General features: G+C 60.0%; 16 protein-coding genes and 1 pseudogene. 5 read left to right on the top strand and 12 right to left on the bottom strand.

Annotation, left to right across the window (positions count from 1 at the left end):
- Positions 1 to 73: 73 nt before the first annotated feature.
- Both LW136_RS09080 and LW136_RS09085 read left to right on the top strand, forming a co-directional pair.
- On the top strand, positions 74 to 706 hold the full coding sequence (locus tag LW136_RS09080; protein WP_234175015.1) for a TetR/AcrR family transcriptional regulator: 633 nt from the start codon (positions 74 to 76) through the stop codon (positions 704 to 706).
- Between the two features lie 163 nt (positions 707 to 869).
- Positions 870 to 1,613, top strand: coding sequence for a class I SAM-dependent DNA methyltransferase (locus LW136_RS09085; RefSeq protein WP_234175247.1), 744 nt, complete (start codon positions 870 to 872; stop codon positions 1,611 to 1,613).
- Between the two features lie 78 nt (positions 1,614 to 1,691).
- Here the strand turns inward: LW136_RS09085 and LW136_RS09090 are convergent, their stop codons facing one another.
- The 4 genes from LW136_RS09090 to LW136_RS09105 form a co-directional block, all read right to left on the bottom strand.
- Positions 1,692 to 2,135: a DUF2846 domain-containing protein gene (locus tag LW136_RS09090; protein ID WP_234175016.1), complete on the bottom strand. Its 444-nt coding sequence runs from the start codon at positions 2,133 to 2,135 to the stop codon at positions 1,692 to 1,694.
- Between the two features lie 194 nt (positions 2,136 to 2,329).
- Positions 2,330 to 3,025, bottom strand: coding sequence for a GNAT family N-acetyltransferase (locus LW136_RS09095; RefSeq protein ID WP_234175017.1), 696 nt, complete (start codon positions 3,023 to 3,025; stop codon positions 2,330 to 2,332).
- A gap of 108 nt (positions 3,026 to 3,133) precedes the next feature.
- Positions 3,134 to 3,484 carry a TfoX/Sxy family protein gene (locus LW136_RS09100; RefSeq protein WP_234175018.1) on the bottom strand — a complete coding sequence of 117 codons (351 nt, stop codon included), beginning with the start codon at positions 3,482 to 3,484 and terminating at the stop codon, positions 3,134 to 3,136.
- 81 nt (positions 3,485 to 3,565) lie between these two features.
- A complete protein-coding gene (locus LW136_RS09105; RefSeq protein WP_234175019.1) occupies positions 3,566 to 4,291 on the bottom strand; it encodes an FMN-dependent NADH-azoreductase in 726 nt (241 codons plus the stop codon).
- A 117-nt stretch (positions 4,292 to 4,408) separates the two neighbouring features.
- On the opposite strand from LW136_RS09105, the gene gcvA reads away from it, so the two are divergent.
- Positions 4,409 to 5,377: a transcriptional regulator GcvA gene (gcvA, locus tag LW136_RS09110; protein ID WP_234175020.1), complete on the top strand. Its 969-nt coding sequence runs from the start codon at positions 4,409 to 4,411 to the stop codon at positions 5,375 to 5,377.
- Between the two features lie 450 nt (positions 5,378 to 5,827).
- Here the strand turns inward: gcvA and LW136_RS09115 are convergent, their stop codons facing one another.
- From LW136_RS09115 to LW136_RS09150, 8 genes and pseudogenes are all read right to left on the bottom strand, one after another.
- The gene (locus LW136_RS09115; RefSeq protein ID WP_228207238.1) at positions 5,828 to 6,349 is read right to left on the bottom strand and encodes an intracellular growth attenuator family protein; all 522 of its coding nucleotides are present in this window, start codon (positions 6,347 to 6,349) and stop codon (positions 5,828 to 5,830) included.
- Between the two features lie 154 nt (positions 6,350 to 6,503).
- A complete protein-coding gene (locus tag LW136_RS09120; protein ID WP_228207236.1) occupies positions 6,504 to 7,034 on the bottom strand; it encodes an REP-associated tyrosine transposase in 531 nt (176 codons plus the stop codon).
- 187 nt (positions 7,035 to 7,221) lie between these two features.
- Positions 7,222 to 7,896 carry a hypothetical protein gene (locus LW136_RS09125; protein ID WP_228207235.1) on the bottom strand — a complete coding sequence of 225 codons (675 nt, stop codon included), beginning with the start codon at positions 7,894 to 7,896 and terminating at the stop codon, positions 7,222 to 7,224.
- Positions 7,897 to 8,069: 173 nt separating this feature from the next.
- A pseudogene (locus tag LW136_RS09130) lies at positions 8,070 to 8,213 on the bottom strand (REP-associated tyrosine transposase); the annotation flags it as partial.
- 182 nt (positions 8,214 to 8,395) lie between these two features.
- Positions 8,396 to 9,391 carry a DGQHR domain-containing protein gene (locus LW136_RS09135; RefSeq protein WP_234175021.1) on the bottom strand — a complete coding sequence of 332 codons (996 nt, stop codon included), beginning with the start codon at positions 9,389 to 9,391 and terminating at the stop codon, positions 8,396 to 8,398.
- Positions 9,388 to 9,912, bottom strand: coding sequence for a hypothetical protein (locus tag LW136_RS09140; protein WP_234175022.1), 525 nt, complete (start codon positions 9,910 to 9,912; stop codon positions 9,388 to 9,390). The genes LW136_RS09135 and LW136_RS09140 overlap by 4 nt, the downstream gene beginning before the upstream one ends.
- Positions 9,913 to 10,010: 98 nt before the next feature.
- Positions 10,011 to 11,258 carry a ribonucleotide-diphosphate reductase subunit beta gene (locus tag LW136_RS09145; RefSeq protein WP_014819995.1) on the bottom strand — a complete coding sequence of 416 codons (1,248 nt, stop codon included), beginning with the start codon at positions 11,256 to 11,258 and terminating at the stop codon, positions 10,011 to 10,013.
- Between the two features lie 409 nt (positions 11,259 to 11,667).
- Positions 11,668 to 14,550, bottom strand: coding sequence for a ribonucleoside-diphosphate reductase subunit alpha (locus LW136_RS09150; protein ID WP_234175023.1), 2,883 nt, complete (start codon positions 14,548 to 14,550; stop codon positions 11,668 to 11,670).
- A gap of 707 nt (positions 14,551 to 15,257) precedes the next feature.
- Between LW136_RS09150 and LW136_RS09155 the strand changes: the two genes are divergently transcribed.
- Positions 15,258 to 15,974, top strand: a complete 717-nt coding sequence (locus tag LW136_RS09155; protein ID WP_046621223.1) for a winged helix-turn-helix domain-containing protein — start codon at positions 15,258 to 15,260, stop codon at positions 15,972 to 15,974.
- Positions 15,975 to 15,985: 11 nt separating this feature from the next.
- A complete protein-coding gene (locus LW136_RS09160) occupies positions 15,986 to 17,602 on the top strand; it encodes an ATP-binding protein (RefSeq protein WP_234175024.1) in 1,617 nt (538 codons plus the stop codon).
- The last annotated feature ends 23 nt before the right edge of the window (positions 17,603 to 17,625 follow it).

Below are 17,625 nucleotides of genomic sequence, written 5' to 3' on the forward strand. Positions count from 1 at the left end.
CGATGGCACCTTGGGTTCGTAAATGGACGGCTTCGACTCTATCCCTTTCGTTTCACCGCCGGGTTCGGATTTCATGAGCACACGATTGCCGAGCGCCAAGCCGCTCAAACGGCCGACTCAGCAGCGCGCCAAGGCCACCGTTCAGGCGATTTTCGACACCTATGTTCGGATATGGCAGCGCGACGGCTGGGCTCGATTAACGACCCGCGCGGTTGCCCTGGAAGCCGGCGTGGCCATCGGCACCCTGTACGACTACTTCCCCAACAAGCACGCCCTGCACTCGGGCTACGTGCGCTATTGCGTCGAGCAGCTGCTGGAGGCCATCGACGCGCAAGCGGTAGCGCCAACTGCGGTTGCCTGGCCCGAGCGCATCCGGCGACTGGTACGCACCCTTGCCGGGGTCGAGTCACGGCTGCCCTGGTTTCACCCGGACATGCTCGAACTGGAAACGCTGGTGGCCGAGCCCAAGCATCAGCGTCGGGTCTACGAGGATCTGTTGGGCGCCTGGCATCGGGTCATTGATGCGGCGACCGATCTGCCGGTACGCCCGACCGCTGCGACGCTGGAAGCACTGCATCTTTCGGTCTGGGGCGGCCGCCGCTACGCCATGCTGGTGCAGCTCGAAGCGGATCGAATGATCGATTGGGCCAACTGCATGGAACAGCTGTGCCTGGACAGGCTCGCGGGGCCGGTCGCCCCTGGCTGAGCGCGGTCGGGCCGAGCCCAGCCCGCTCAAAAAGGCGGTGAGCTTTTGGCCCGTAAAGCTGAGCAACCTGTATGGACGCGTCGGCTCAAGCGCAAATGCCGGGCGAATCGCAGCCGACCGGGATAATATGCGCGCCCCATCGACCCCCGCACTTCAGGTCATCATGCCCGGCGACGCCCTCTATACCGACTTGTCGGGTTATTACGACCTCATGTGCGCGGACATCGATTACCGCGCGCAAAGCCACTGTGTCCAGCGATTGCAGCAGCTGTTCGGCAACGGCGGCACGAGGCATCTGGACCTCGCCTGCGGCACGGGCCCGCACATCCGCCATTTCATCGATGCCGGCTATACCAGCGGCGGGCTCGACATCAACCAGCCGATGCTGGACAGAGCCGCCGCGCGCTGTCCGGAAGCGCGATTTTCCCTGCAGGACATGTGTGGCTTTGCGGTCGAGCAACCGGCCGATCTGATCACCTGCTTTCTTTACTCCATTCATTACAGCGCCGCGCTGACCAGGCTCGAAGCCTGTATCGTCAGCGTGCATGCCGCGTTGGCCCCGGGCGGGCTGTTCTGCTTCAACGCCGTGGACAAGCGTCGGATCGACAACGCGTCATTCGTCTCGCACACGGCCAGGCATGCGGACGGCCTGTTCACCTTCAGCTCCGGTTGGCATTACCCGGGTGAAGGGGAGCAGCAGTTGCTGAAGCTGCGAATCGAAAAGACCATCAGCAATGAAAGCCAGGTCTGGCACGACGAACACAGGATGGTGGCGGTGAGCTTTGCCGAGCTGAGCGAGCTGCTGGCGCCATACTTCGAAGTGCATGTGCTCGAGCATGACTACGAGAAGATCGTGCCCTGGGACGAGCTTTCAGGGAACGCGCTATTCGTCTGCGTGAAGGCCTGAGCGGATGCGCGGATAGGGCAGGGGACAGAAAAAACCCCGCAGGTGCGGGGCTTCTGTTGGACGGTCTTGCTTGCAGCGTTAGCGGGCCAGTTCGGTTTTCGCTACGGCTTTCTGGCCTTCGCTTTCCGAGACCTCGGTCAGCTTCGCACCGCCGACGAACACACCTATCTTGATCGACTGACGCACGTAATGGTTCTTGCCGGCGATGGCGTCCAGTTCGATGAGGTTGTCGCTGAATTCGGACTCGGTTGCCAGGGTGTGCTTGCCAGGCGTAACGAGGCGGTAGAAATAGGTGTTGGCGGCGGTTTCGCCAATGACTTCACCGTCGATCTTCACCGATTTCTTCAGGGCGGCTCCGAGCATGGAGTCGCGGAAGATGTACAGCCCGGCCTGATCCTGCGGCGGTGCCGGGAACGTCTTGTATGCCTGGTCCTTTTCGGGTGACTCCATCGGGACCGAAGCACAGCCGGTCAGAATGGCGAAGCTCAGCGCCGCGGCGCTCATCATGAAATGCTTGAACATGAATACTCGTTCCTGAGTGTTAAGGCGAATTGCGCGGCGATATTAAATTGCCATCGCGCGGCCGGTAACCCTAAACATCTCCGACGGGCTCGTTGTAAGCGGTTTTAGTGATGACAATCACGCTAACGACTACGCACGGCGGTGCGGTGCTGGGAGAACGCGGCCAATCCCGCCTGTTCTGGAACTGATATCGGCTAGTGCAAGCGTTTGGCGGCAGAGGCTGCCTCGACCAGATGCCGTGCCTGCTGGGCCAGCTGATCGAGCAGCCGGTCGCGCTGTTTCTCCGCCTCGCTCATCGCCTTGCGGCCATTCTGCTGCACCAGGTAGCTGTAGATCTGCCGGACTTCCTTGGACTGGAAGATCGGCTCCAGATCCTGCACCGCCACCGCACCGTTCGAAGCCCCGTTACGGGTATTCATCACCACCTGCGGGCCGCGCGCCACCAGCGGCTGAAAGCCCAGTGCGCTGAAATACGGCACCTTGCCTGCAACGCACGCCACCTCGGCATGGGGATAGCGCGTCACCATCGCTTCGACCATTGCCCGGCCAATGCCCTGGCGACGATGGCCGGCGTCCACCGCCAGATAGACCAGCGCGCAGGCTTCGGGATCGTCCACAAAGGGCAGGTACAGCGCGAAGCCGAGCAGGACCGCCGGGTCCTCAGCATCCAACGCCATGATCAGCTCCGGCTTGCCCGCCTGCACGCCGTCCATGCTGTCCAGGTAGCGATGCACCTCGAAACCCACCACGTACTGATACAGCTGATACAGCGGGTTGCTGGGCTGCAGCGAGACCGGGCTGATGTCGCCGAGATAATCCACCACCATCTGCAGCACCTGGCTTTTCAGCGATTCCGGCGGCGGGGTGTCGAGGTGGGTGAGGGTGAACATGGCGGCGCTCCGGGCGGTACGGAAAAAAGGCGGCATTGTACCGGGCGGTGTGCGGCAGGCGAGGGTAAGCGGCATGGTGATCGGTGCAACGAGAGATCGTGCCTGCCTCTACGTCGCGGCTGCGTCTGGCTTTCTCTTCCTCGGTTTGCGTGGCGTTGGTACCGGCATGAGGCGAGCCGTTTCGATCACCAGGCGGCGGAGTTCGTCGGCATCGTCTAGCAGCTCGTCCGCCACCGGATAGTTCTTCGCGCCGGGGTAGGGCGGCGCTTGCGGCAAGTCTGGGGCGAGGGTCTCGGCGGCCGCCGAAGGCTTGATGAACAGGCTGTTGTCGCAGACGAACGCGACGACCTTTTCGTCCAGATAAAGGGCGTACTCGCCGAACATCTTCCTGTACGTCAGCCTGCTCCCCAGGCCGATCTGCTCCGCCACATACAGCACGAAATCTTTGTCGCTCGCCATGCCTGCTCCGCTGTTTCGACTGGGTGCCATGCCCATGGAGCGTAGCGTGGAAAGCGAGGCCGTTTCCACGCGTTGCCCGCCTTACACCTGATTGAGCTCCACCTGCCTTGCCCGCGCATGGCGTAGGGGCGCATCGAGTGTCGACTGCAGCTCCGTGACCAAGGCATCGACCTGGCGCAGCGCCTCGGCCACCGAGGCCGCCAGTACCTCGCCACCGGTTTCCTGACCTTCAATCGCGATCTGATGGATGCGGGTGATCCCGATGAAATTGAGTGCCGTCACCAGGTTCGGCTCAAGATGATTCATGTGCGCCATTTCCCCGCCAGGGCCAAAGCCGATGCCGCCGCGGGCACTGAGGATGACCGCATGCCGTGGCCGGTCCGCCAGCAGCGGCACGTACGGATCGGGCAGTTTGCTTTCGTCGACCTCGACCGTCCGGCCTGGGCGCACGATCTGGTCGATCCAGGCTTTCAACGCCGCGGGCATGCCGAAGTTGTAGAGCGGCGTACCGATGACCAATACATCGGCGGCGATCAGCTCATCGACCAGCTGGTCGCTCTCCGCCAGCGTATCCCGCATCCACGGCTCGCGGCGCTCTTCCGGCGTGAAGCTGGAGGCAATCCAGTCATGGTTGATAAACGAAGGCGGGTTCTGGCCTATATCGCGATAGACGATGCCGTCCTGCGCGCGGCGGGCCGCCCACTGGCTGACGAAGCGGTGAGTGAGGTTACGGCTGTGGGAACCGTGCTCGTCCTTGCCGGCAAGGCCGGGGCGGGCGCTGGCATCGAGGTGCAGAAGGTGCGTCATGGCGATTCTCCTCTGTGATTGAATTCATCTGTCGTTCGCGGTAAATCCAGCCTATGGCTAGGCTGTACTGGCGACAAACGACCATTTCTTCCAACTACAGATGAGAGAAACTCAGCCATGGCGCACCGCCGGTTACCTTCGCTTTCTGCGCTGCGGGCCTTCGAAGCCGCCGCCCGCCACGAGAGCGCCAAGCAGGCCGCCGAGGAGCTGAATGTCACCGCTACGGCGGTTAGCCACCAGATTCGTTCGCTTGAGGAATCCCTCGGCGTGGCGCTGTTCCTGCGCAAACCGCGGAAGCTGGAACTGACCGACCAGGGGCGCGAGCTGCAACAGACGCTGGAAGCCGCATTCGACAGCATCAGCGGGGCGGTCGAACGCCTGAGCGCGAAGCCCTGCCGCCAGGCGATCACCCTCAGCACCACACCGGCCATCGCGGTGCGCTGGCTGGTGCCCTGGGTCTGCCTGCTGCGCGATTCCCATCCGGATATCGATCTGCGCTTCCATACCTCCCATGAGCCAGTCGCGCTGGATGGCGTCACGGCGGACATCGCCATCCGTTACGGTGACGGCCGCTGGCCCGGGCTGGTGGCGGAGAAGCTGTTCGATAACACCTTCGTCCCGGTCTGCAGCCCGCACCTCGGCTTGCGGGATATTGCCGAGCTGCCCAAACACCCGCTGATCCACTTCCGTGCGCAAGCCGCCTTGTCCGCCCCGATTCATTGGGCGTCATGGCAGAAGCTCGCCAACGTGCCGGGGCTGGATGTGAGCGCCGGGCTGGTTTTCTCCGACGAGACCCACGCAATCTCCGCCGCCATCGGCGCGCAGGGTGTGGCGCTGATGAGTCGGCAGTTAATCGAGGATGAATTGAGGGAAGGGCGGCTGGTGCAGCCATTCGGGCCGGAGATGGAGGGCAAGCCGTTTCACCTCGTATACCCGGAGAGCCGTCGGGATGATCCGACGGTTCGGGCAGTGAGGGAGTGGGTGATGAGGGTGCCGGGTGGGTTGTGTGAGGTACGGGCTGATATCGGCAATGCCGAGCCCGCAACCTCACTACATACCAATCAAGTTAATGAAGCCATGGATTAACGTGCGTTGTAACAGTGGGCATTGACCAGCGCTTAGCTGCCAGAAAAAGGCCTGCGGTCAAAGAATGGCCATAAAGACTAGATGGAGAAGGGCGCCGTCCTTGAATCTATAAACGGTAACGTCCTTTGTGGCGTAAACATCTCCAGTCAGCGCAATAACAATCGTGCCTGAGAGGCAGAACAGCAGTGTAAGCAAAACGAACCAGCGCTTTCGTTAGATAGGCACGACTATGAAATACGAGCTTTTTCGAAACGCCTTATATCCATATTCATGGCGCTCCTAGTGTTGGTGCAATGATAGTCCTCTTTTTCACACGGGAATTATACGCAAGTTGGTATTTAGAAAAATTGAGCTGGTTTGTGTTCGCGCTTCTTGCGGAAGAAAAGAGAATCGTGCGGCCGTCATTACCTATGCGTCCTGTTCGCAGCCTCTCGGAGAGAGGGCGGCGTTTCAGGACACTTTGCTTCTCGATAATTGTAATCTTTGCAACGCAGCTACCAGTTCGGGTGCCACATGCTTCGATTGGGGTGGATCGAGGAATACGCTATTCAGAGAGAGCACGATGGCATGGGATGTAGAAATAGCTACCTCGGCCACGTTGATTCCTGGCTGTAGGTATTCAGAAAGTCCAGTCGGGAATTCAACGGCAACGTTGTCGATCGTTATTTTCTGTAGTTTCGCTGCTGTCGTTTCCAGTCCGAATCCACCAATCTTTCCCTCTAGAAGATAAACGTTGTCATTTTTCGGTATTAATAGCGAGCCGGTTTTCTTATCTATTTTGCTCAAGGCATTATAATCTGCCATGAGTCGCAGTTTTTCCGTGCTTGTTAAGGTTCGGTGTGGCTTGGCCCATTGCTCTAGGTCTTGTAAAGCCATCCGGCTCCCAAGCAGCTTTCCAAAGAAATAAATAGCTGAACCAAAAGTGACGGCTGCGATTGCGGTGATGAAGAACAGATTGATATAGCCTGCCATGGCTGTCTGGCTCCGTTTACGTTTCTACTAGATTGGTGAGAGCTGCCGGTCATGCCCAGCAAAAGGTGGTCACCTTACATCAAGCGCATTCCTGATTTCGCCAACACATCGGCATTGCGGGGAGTAGCGTGGAATGGCGATGCTTATCCACGCGCTAGTCCGCATCTCCCGCGAATCCCTCCGCCTCGCCACCGCACCAATCAACCGGATAGACCCCAGCTCCGACCGCCCGATGAAAGCTCGAATAGGGCCAGTCGACGACACGCTCCACCAAACCGTGCTTCAACGGATTTCGATGCACGTAGTCCACGTGGTGCCGGTAATCCAGTTCATCCTGAATCAGGTGTTCCCAATAGCGCCGTTGCCAGATTCCACGCTCGCCGCGGGAGCGCTGAGTTGCCGTTAGTATCTCGGTCTTTGGCAGGCGTCGGGCGAAAGCGAACTTGATGACTTTCCAGCGCAGGGCGAAATCGGCGTTGCCATCCGGGAGCGTCCAGACGCAATGCATGTGGTCGGGCAGAACGACCCAGGCGTCGATGTGGAAGGGATGGCGTGAGCGTGTGGCTCGCACCGTCTCGCGGAGCAGGTCGACGTGGCGGACCAGCAGGTCGCTGCGCCGGTTGAGCAGATTGACGGTGAAGAAATACGTGGCGCCCGGCACATGGGCGCGGCGGTAGCGGGACATGGCGGCTCATCCTTGAGCGTTGTGTTGACGGGAGGTTCGTATCGGTGGATAAGCAAAGCGTTATCCACCCTACGACATCTCGACCGCCCACACCGCCGACGCATCGACGTTGCCGGAGATAGGGTGGAAAACGGCGTAGCCTTTTCTACGCGTTTCTTCCAGGCTACCTCGCTAGCTCGCTGACGTGTCATCTATCGCGCCGTACATCCAGCACTTCGTTTTTGCCCATTCTCTCCAGAAACCGTTGCCGGAAGGTTAGCTTGCTCTCCTGCAATGGTTGAAGACCGAAACGCTGACGTTCGTTATCAACCAGGCGGCGCGGAAGATGGGCCTCGCAGTAGTGCGCATACTGCTCGAAGTAGATCCTGCTATACGCACCATCCTTGATTTCGACTGGCTCGTTTAGGGCCTTGCGTTTGTGTTTGACCCACGGCTCCAACGCATACCAGCAGGCGAGATACATCGGGCCCCAGATATTCATGAAGTGGTTTCGGGAAACCAAGTTGTGAAGCGCCATGTAGCCGATGCGTTGCAGATTGACCCCAACGACCTGGGCTGCATCGAGCTCCTGGCTGGTCCAGCCGTTCGGGTTTGTCTCTGGGTCGTGCGGCAGCCCGCAGTAGCTATGCCGCTTGTGTGCGTCGGTGAGTAGCCTTATCTGCGGTTTGAGGGTGTCCATTTCCGACATGGCCCAGCGGAGAATGTCAGCGTCCCGTGATATCGACGACTCGCGAATGTTCTTTGCGCCCTGCCTCAACCCTGCAAGTAGAACCAATGTGAGCAGCACCATTACCACGTCGGACAGGCCGGATACGCCGCTCCAGTCAAACTTGCTGAGCTCGATTTTTATTTCGGTGAACATCGTTGTCCTTGAGTCTGGTTTGTATGCGCTGTTGATGCCGTATGTATCGTTGAGTCTGCAAGTCGCGATAAGCGGTTTTTGATTGGCACAGAGGGCGCCACGTCGTGCTATGCCAAATCGTATCGGCGATAGTGCAGATTTCTGGAGGCTGTGGAAGGGATCGCTCTGCAAGTGAAAGGGGGGCGTGAACGTGTGGCTCGCACTGTCTCGCGGAGCAGGTCGATATGGCGGACAAGCAAGTCGCTGCGACGATTGAGCAGATTGACCGTAAAGAAATACGTGGCGCCCGGCACTTGGGCGCGGCGGTAACGGGAGATGGCGGCTCATCCTTGAGCGTTGTGTTGGCGGGAGGTCCGTATCGGTGGATAAGAAAAGCGTTATCCACCCTACGCCATCTCACCCGCCCACACGGCCGACGCATCGACGTTGCCGGAGGTAGGGTGGAAAACGGCGAAGCCTTTTCCACGCGTTACTTTCAGGCTATTCGCTTTACATATATTCAGATAGATTCAATGATTAGTTGGCTGAATTTTATCATTGCATCATTGCTTGTTTGGAAGTCTTTTTTGGTTAGTGTCAGGTAACGGCTCTCAAGATTCTCTCTAAGTCTTTCAAAAATTTCCCGGAAGAATTCCTCAGTCAAGGATCCTTGCTCAGCACCCGCTGTAAACATTTGTGGCATGGCTTTCATTAATCCACCAAAACCTACAGTTTTTGCAAGTAGATGGTTGTTGCTGTTCCATTCGGTCGGGAAGGTTTTTGCTAGTGCGCTAAAGCAGTTTAGTAGGATCCTTAATATTATGTCGTCGCGCTCATTTTCGTAATATGCCCTGAAGCAGCCTTTAGAGCTCACTAGCGGCTTCAATGAATCAATAAAGGCAGATTGGCTTATAGTTTCGGTTGGTGAGGTTTTTATGCCAAGCATTTTTATTTTATTGTGAAGTGGCGAGTCTTTTTCAGAGTTAAGGGATTTTGCTATTTCGTGGCATGCCTTTATCTCTGTGCGCTCTTCACTTATTCCGAATAGGTCGTATATTAGTGACTTTGGTACGGGTTTCTGATTGCTGTTTATGGTCAGGAATATAGTTGCGTCACTGTATACGTCCGTTCCAGTTACGAATATCACTAAGAGTTTGAATTTTGCCTGCTGCTCTTTCGTTAGTTGTTGTAGGCCCAATACTCGATGCTGCCCGTCGAGAATATGGCCGAGAGATCCATGTTTTGTGAAGGATACGGTTTTTGTGTCTGTATTAATTATTTCGCCGTCGCAGGAAATAATTATTGGTGTCGGGAATACGGCATCTTCCCGCAGTGCATATTTCTTTATCTCGCTGATTCGTTTTGTATCTGGATTTCTTTGTATACCGTCAGGGGTGGAGCCACGCCTTTTGATTTCGACGCGATCTACGAGCTCCGAAGCTAGCATTGTAGTGACATAAAAAGTCCCGCCAGGTTGCTCTAGCTCTATGTACGGATACTCCATTTTTTCGCTCATAGATCAATCCCTTCTGGCGTTGCAGCTAGTGACTTGGCTTTATCTAGATTTTTCTGACTCTTCTCGTCGATTTCGTCTCGGATTGTGGAGCGTTGGGGTGGGAATATTTCGAAAAATACCCAAAGCGCCAGCGCAAACAAAGTCGAAATTGAGTAAACCCACCAATGCCATGTTTTGGCGGTTTCAGAAACTTGGTCGAGTGGGGCGGTTACAAATTTTATGAGTGTGGCGGATATTGCAATCAGCCCTAATGCGATTAATAGCATGACGGACTTTGATTTTCTAAGGTCGATTTTATTGCTTCCGTTGTACTCGTGTATGAAGTGGAAGCAGCTGCTAGCAAGGATGGCTATAGAGAAAGTCAGGAATGCACCAGAATTCAATAGCTGTGTAATGATTGGTGCGAGTTCTGCTTCAGTGAGTATCGAAGCAGTTATTGTGTAGGCGACTGGGGCTTGCCCAATGATGAAGGTAATGACTATATACCAAGCTAGGTTTGTTATTAGCTCTGTTGGTTTCACAGCAAATCCTATTTGGCTGTTTGGGGTTGGCGGAGTCGTGGTTGTTGAACCCGCCAGTGCTCACAGCCGATCGGCTGTGAGCGTCAGGAGGTGCGAGATCAATCCCAGCTCAACGCCCCACCAGTCTGATACTCAATCACCCGCGTCTCAAAGAAGTTCTTCTCCTTCTTCAGATCCATGATCTCGCTCATCCACGGGAACGGGTTGGTAGTGCCCGGATACTCTTCCTTCAACCCAATCTGCGTCAGGCGACGGTTGGCGATGAACTTGAGGTAGTCCTCCATCATCGCGGCGTTCATGCCGAGCACGCCACGGGGCATTGTGTCGCGGGCGTATTCGATTTCCAGTTGGGTGCCCTGGAGGATCATCTGGGTTGCTTCGTCCTTCATGTCGGCGTCCCACAGGTGCGGGTTCTCGATCTTGATCTGGTTGATCATGTCGATGCCGAAGTTCAGGTGCATGGACTCGTCACGCAGGATGTACTGGAACTGCTCGGCGGTGCCGGTCATCTTGTTGCGGCGGCCCATGGAGAGGATCTGGGTGAAGCCGCAGTAGAAGAAGATGCCTTCGAGTACGCAGTAGTAGGCGATGAGGTTGCGCAGGAATTGCTTGTCAGTCTCCGGGGTGCCGGTCTGGAAGGTCGGGTCGGAAATGGAACGGGTGTACTTGAGGCCCCAGCTGGCCTTTTTCGCGACGCTCGGGATCTCGTGGTACATGTTGAAGATCTCGCCTTCATCCATGCCCAGCGATTCGATGCAGTACTGGTAGGCGTGGGTGTGGATCGCCTCTTCGAAGGCCTGGCGCAGGATGTACTGGCGGCATTCGGGGTTGGTGATCAGGCGGTAGGTGGCCAGCACGAGGTTGTTGGCGACCAGGCTGTCGGCGGTGGAGAAGAAGCCGAGGTTGCGCTTGACGATGCGGCGCTCGTCTTCGCTGAGGCCGTCCTTGCTCTTCCACAGGGCAATGTCGGCGTTCATGTTCACTTCCTGCGGCATCCAGTGGTTGGCGCAACCATCCAGATACTTCTGCCAGGCCCAGTCGTACTTGAAGGGTACGAGCTGGTTGAGGTCGGCGCGGGCGTTGATCATGCGCTTCTCGTCGACGCGCACGCGGGCCGATTCGCCTTCCAGTTCGTTGAGGCCTTCCTGGATGTCCAGGTCGTCCAGCGCGCGCTTGGCGCGGGCGATGGCGTCGGAGTCACTGGCGGCAACGGCGCGGGCTTCTTCTACGGAACCGGCGGCGTCGTTGTCCAGCTTGGCGGCGGTCTGGCTTGCCGGCTGCGCGGCAGCGGGGGCCGGCGCGGCGGTGGTGGTGTCTTCTTCGTTGAATTCGTCCCAGCTCAGCATGTGCGATAGCTCCTGATCGGGGACCGGGGCTTGGCCGGTCGGATGTGTTTGGGTGCTTTTGGTTTGCACGCAAAAGCGGGTATTTGGTTTGGGCCGAGGTAGGTCCGGCCTTTTGTATCGTCTGGTGGGGCTGCCCCTCACCCTGACCCTCTCCCCGGAGGGGCGAGGGGACTGGTTTGGTGTTGGCGTCGGGCTTGTTCGATCGGTAGCCACTGCGTTGGCTTAGGGCTCCTGGCGAGCAGGAGCGGGCCGTTCTGTTTCCTTGTCGCAACAATGGTGCGAGCGTGGGGCTGTGCGAGTGGCTGCTAGGCGGCTGCCGAGCCGGAACCCCTGAGCGTACAGCTGTACGTGATGGGGTCCGGTTTGGCGGCCAACGCCGCAGACGCCGCTCAGCTACGCGCGACTTCTGTTACTGGCAGGCTTCGCAATCGGGGTTATCGATGGAACACGCCAGCGGCACCGGAGCCGGCTGCGGCTCGGCAGCCGGAGCGGCGCTGGCGGAGTTCGCCGCCTCGCTGCCACCACTGGACACGGCGTTCAGCTTGCCGGTGTTGATGGTGGACTTCTCGGTGCTGGTCGCGGCCAGGGCACGGAGGTAGTAGGTGGTTTTCAGGCCACGGTACCAGGCCATGCGGTAGGTCACGTCGAGCTTCTTGCCCGAGGCGCCGGCGATGTACAGGTTCAGCGACTGCGCCTGGTCGATCCACTTCTGGCGGCGGCTAGCGGCGTCGACGATCCACTTGGTCTCGACTTCGAAGGCGGTGGCGTACATGTCTTTCAGATCCTGCGGGATGCGCTCGATCTGCTGTACGGAGCCGTCGTAGTACTTGAGGTCGTTGACCATGACCGGGTCCCACAGGCCGCGGGCCTTGAGGTCGTGGACCAGGTACGGGTTGATCACGGTGAACTCGCCGGACAGGTTCGATTTGACGTACAGGTTCTGGTACGTCGGCTCGATGGACTGCGACACGCCAACGATGTTGGAGATGGTCGCGGTCGGCGCGATGGCCATGATGTTGGAGTTGCGGATGCCTTTCTTGACGCGCTCGCGGATCGGCGCCCAGTCCAGGGATTCGGTCAGGTCGACGTCGATGTACTTCTGGCCACGGGCCTCGATGAGGATCTGCTGGGAGTCCAGCGGCAGGATGCCCTGGGACCACAGCGAGCCCTGGAAGCTGGAGTAGGCGCCACGCTCGTCGGCCAGGTCACAGGAAGCCTGGATGGCGAAGTAGCTGATGGCTTCCATGGACTTGTCGGCAAAGTCGATGGCGGCGTCGGAACCGTAGGCGATGTGCTGCAGGTACAGCGCGTCCTGGAAGCCCATGATGCCCAGGCCCACCGGGCGGTGCTTGAAGTTGGCGTTCTGCGCCTGCGGCACGCTGTAGTAGTTGATGTCGATGACGTTATCGAGCATGCGCACAGCGGTGCGCACGGTGCGCTCCAGCTTAGCGGCGTCGAGCTTGCCGTCCTTGATGTGGTTGACCAGGTTGATCGAGCCCAGGTTGCAGACGGCGATCTCGTCCTTGTTGGTATTCAGGGTGATCTCGGTGCAGAGGTTGGAGCTGTGCACCACGCCGACGTGCTGCTGCGGGCTGCGCAGGTTGCACGGGTCCTTGAAGGTCAGCCACGGGTGGCCGGTCTCGAACAGCATCGAGAGCATCTTGCGCCACAGGTCCTTGGCCGGCAGGGTCTTGAACAGCTTGATCTTGCCGTACTTGGTCAGCTCCTCGTAGTACTCGTAACGCTCCTCGAAGGCGCGGCCGGTGAGGTCGTGCAGGTCGGGGACGTCGGACGGGGAGAACAGGGTCCAGGGGCCGTCGTCGAAGACGCGCTTCATGAACAGGTCCGGAATCCAGTTGGCGGTGTTCATGTCGTGCGTACGGCGACGGTCGTCACCGGTGTTCTTGCGCAGCTCGAGGAATTCCTCGATGTCCAGGTGCCAGGTTTCCAGGTACGCGCAGACCGCGCCCTTGCGCTTGCCGCCCTGGTTGACCGCGACGGCGGTGTCGTTGACCACTTTCAGGAAGGGCACGACGCCCTGGGATTTGCCGTTGGTGCCCTTGATGTAGGCGCCCAGTGCGCGCACCGGGGTCCAGTCGTTGCCCAGGCCGCCGGCGAACTTGGAGAGCAGGGCGTTATCGCGGATGGCATCGTAGATGCCGCCCAGGTCGTCCGGCACGGTGGTCAGGTAGCACGAGGACAGCTGCGGACGCAGGGTGCCGGCGTTGAACAGGGTCGGCGTCGAGGCCATGTAGTCGAAGGACGACAACAGGTTGTAGAACTCAATGGCGCGGGCTTCTTTCTGCTCTTCCTCAATGGCCAGGCCCATGGCGACGCGCATGAAGAAGATCTGCGGCAGCTCGAAGCGGACGTTGTCCTTGTGGATGAAGTAGCGGTCGTACAGGGTCTGCAGGCCGAGGTAGGTGAACTGCTGGTCGCGCTCGTGGTTGAGCGCGGCGCCCAGCTTGGCCAGGTCGTAGCTCTTGAGCTTGGAATCGAGCAGTTCGAACTCGACGCCTTTCTCGATGTAGGCCGGCAGGGCCTTGGCGTACAGGTCGGCCATCTCGTGATGGGTGGCGGCTTCGGCAACGTCGAGGAAGCCCAGGGCTTCGGCACGCAGGGTGTCCATCAGCAGACGCGCGGTGACCTGGCTGTAGTTCGGCTCGCGCTCGACCAGGGTACGGGCAGTCATCACCAGGGCGGTGTTGACGTCCTTCTCGGCCACGCCGTCGTACAGGTTCTTCAGGGTCTCGCGCTCGATCAGCGCGCCATCGACTTCGGCCAGGCCTTCGCAGGCTTCGGTGATGATGGTCTGCAGGCGGCCCATGTCCAGCGGCTGCTGGCTGCCGTCGGCGCGGGTGACGCGGATGCTCGGGTGCGGCTGGGCGATGTCGCTGCTGCCGCTGGCACTCTTGCGCTTGACGGCCTGGGCTTCGCGGTAGATCACGTAGTCACGCGCGACCTTCTGCTCGCCGGCACGCATCAGGGCCAGTTCGACCTGGTCCTGGATTTCCTCGATATGGATGGTGCCACCGGAGGGCATGCGACGGCGGAAGGTGGCGGTGACCTGCTCGGTCAGGCGCGCGACGGTGTCGTGGATGCGCGAGGAAGCGGCAGCGTTACCGCCTTCCACTGCGAGAAAGGCCTTGGTGATGGCGACGGTGATCTTGTCGTCGGTGTAGGGGACGACGGTACCGTTGCGCTTGATCACGCGCAGCTGGCCCGGGGCGGTAGCCGCCAGATCCGGTGCATCGGCTGATAGCGGGTTCTCGCGAGTGGATTGGTTTTGCATGGGGGCTCCGGATTCTCTCTTTTAGTCGCGGTTCTGGTTCTGTCTGCACGGGCTTCGTTGAGCCCGGGCGTCGTTACTGCATCAGCCATGCCGCGTATCGCGGTGCATGGTGGTATCGCAAGGAATAGTCCTGACTAGGCCGCTGACGAGCTAAGTCGTTGCCGGAAGGATAGTCAGGCTGGGAAAACTGTCAACACAATATGTTGTGTTTTGTCTTGGCTCCGAGCACAGCTGCTAGTTCCGCGCTTGAAGTCAGGGAGACGACTGTCGAAGGCTTGCATTAATGCTTGACCTGAGGCTGCCGACGGTGTTGCAGAGCAATGGGAGGCAGGGCGATAGTCCAGCTCTCGAAAATGTCTCGATTGTGTCAGTTGCGGTGCGCAGGCCCAATATCTAGGGGGCAGGGCGCGCAGGAGCGACAAGATAATGCTGGCTCCGGGCCAATGCAAGGCAGCCGTCTGGGATAACCTGTGGATAACGTGTGTGCGGATTGTGGGTGAAAGCGCGGCGTCCGGCCGCAGGCCGCGTGGCTGCGGCGCTCGCCCGAATGCCGACGAAATACGCGCCGCCGGGCATATTTTGATGATGGTCAATGACACAACATGTTGTGTTTGCCGCTGCCCGCTTTTTGTGCATCGTGCCGGGCCGGGCGTTGGGTACAATGCGCGCTGTTCGTTTGTGGCCTGACGGTCTGACAGGGGGCGGGGATGGAGCAAGAGACGTGGCGGATTCTCATCGTCGAGGACGATCGACGGTTGGCCGAGCTGACGCAGGAATACCTGCAGAGCAGTGGCGGCTTCGAGGTGTCGATCGAATCGGATGGCGCCTGCGCCGCCGAGCGCATCATCGAGGAGCGCCCGGATCTGGTGGTGCTCGATCTGATGCTGCCCGGCGAGGATGGCCTGTCGATCTGCCGGCGGGTGCGTGACCGCTACGATGGCCCGATTCTGATGCTCACCGCGCGGGCCGACGATCTGGATCAGGTGTTGGGACTGGAAACCGGCGCCGACGACTATGTCTGCAAGCCGGTGCGTCCGCGTCTTTTGCTGGCGCGCATCCGCGCCTTGCTGCGTCGTCAGCCGCCAGAAGCACCGACCAATGCCAAGCGCCTGCAGTTCGGCCCGTTGGTGATCGACAGCGCGTTGCGCGAAGCCTGGCTGCGTGAACAGCAGATCGAACTGACCGGCGCCGAGTTCGACCTGCTCTGGCTGCTGACCTCCAATCCCGGACGCATTCTTTCCCGTGAAGAAATCTTCGCCGAGCTGCGCGGCATCGAATACGACGGCCAAGACCGCTCCATCGATGTGCGTATCTCGCGTATTCGCCCCAAGATCGGTGACGACCCCGATCACCCACGGCTGATCAAGACGGTGCGCGGCAAGGGCTATCTGTTCGTTTCCGAAGCTGCCGTGGCGATGGTGTAGCGCCGCCGCCCATGAACTCGATCTTCCTGCGCATCTATGGCGGCATGCTGGGGGTGCTGGTGCTGGTGGCGCTGCTCGGCACCGGCGGCCTGCACCTGCTCAACCAGCACCGCGCGGATGATCACCGCGAGCGCCTGGCCAGCGGCACCTTCCGCCTGATGGCGCACAACATGAGCAGCATGACGCCGATCGAACGGCGCCAGGCTGCGAACCTCTGGGGGCGGCTGCTGGGCATTCCGCTGCGGGTGCGCACGCTGGATGACGTTCGCCTGGAAAATCGCCTGGAGGCGCGCCTGCTGCGTGGGCAGGTGCTGGTCGAGCAGATCCGACCGCAGAGCACCACGGTGTTCAGCCTGGTCAGTGCACGGGATCGGCTGGTGCTTACCGGTGAAGTCGAGCAGCTCAGCGAACAGCTGGCGCGCGCCACCATTTATCTGCTGATCGACGAGCTGATCCGCTATCCCGAAGCCGAGCAGCCGCGACGTCTCGCAGAGCTGAAGCAGGCGCGTGGTTTCGGCTTCGATCTGGAATTGCTGACGCGTGACAGCGCCAACCTCGATGACGACCAGCGTCGGCGGCTGGACGAGGGCGACACGGTGATGGCGCTCGCTCGCGGCGGTGATGCCGTGCGGGTGTTCGCGGCTATCGCCGGCACCGGCTGGATCATGCAGCTCGGTCCGCTGTACCAGATGAATCCCTATCCGCCGCAGTTGCTGATCTTGATCGGCCTGCTTGGTCTGTCGCTGATCGGTCTCACCGTGTATCTGCTGGTGCGCCAGCTGGAGCAGCGCCTGAGCGTGCTGGAAGGTGCGGCGACCCGTATCGCCGCGGGCAATCTGGAAACCCGCGTGCCGGATGTCGGTACCGATTCGGTCGGGCGCCTGGCGGCGGCGTTCAACGGTATGGCCAGGCATCTGCAGCGTTTGCTGGCGGTGCAGCGGGAGATGGTCAGCGCGGTGGCCCATGAACTGCGCACGCCGGTCGCGCGCCTGCGTTTCGGCCTGGAAATGAGCGCCGAGGCGCAGACCGACGAGGCCCGGCGCAAGTACCTGGAAGGCATGGACGGCGACATCGACGACCTCGATGCGCTGGTCGACGAAATGCTGGTGTATTCGCGGTTGGAGCGCGGCTCGCCGACCCTGCATTTCCTGCAGGTCGACCTGGGTGGGCTGGTCGATCAGGTGATCGGTGAGCTGGCGCCGCTCCGCGCCGATGTCAGCGTCAGCCGCGGAGAATGCACAACGGCAGCCGATGGCAGCTGCTGGGCCGAGGCGGAGCCGCAATACCTGCGCCGCGCCCTGAGCAACCTGATCACCAATGCCATGCGCCATGCCGAGAGTCGGGTGCAGGTCAGCTTCGCCATCGATGGGCAAACGGTGCGGCTGGAGGTGGACGACGATGGCCCCGGCGTGCCGGAAGCGGATTGGGAAAAGGTCTTCACCCCGTTCCTGCGCCTGGACGACAGCCGTACCCGCGCCTCGGGCGGGCACGGGCTGGGCTTGTCCATCGTGCGGCGGATCATCTACTGGCACGGCGGTCGCTCGCAGCTGGGGCACAGCGACCTGGGCGGCGCGCGTTTCAGTCTGGTCTGGCCGCGGCGCAGGGCGGACCGAGCAGCGGCTGGCTGAAGCCAGCGCAGCTCGACCCAATC

Source organism: Stutzerimonas kunmingensis (genome assembly GCF_021432085.1).
GTDB lineage: Bacteria > Pseudomonadota > Gammaproteobacteria > Pseudomonadales > Pseudomonadaceae > Stutzerimonas.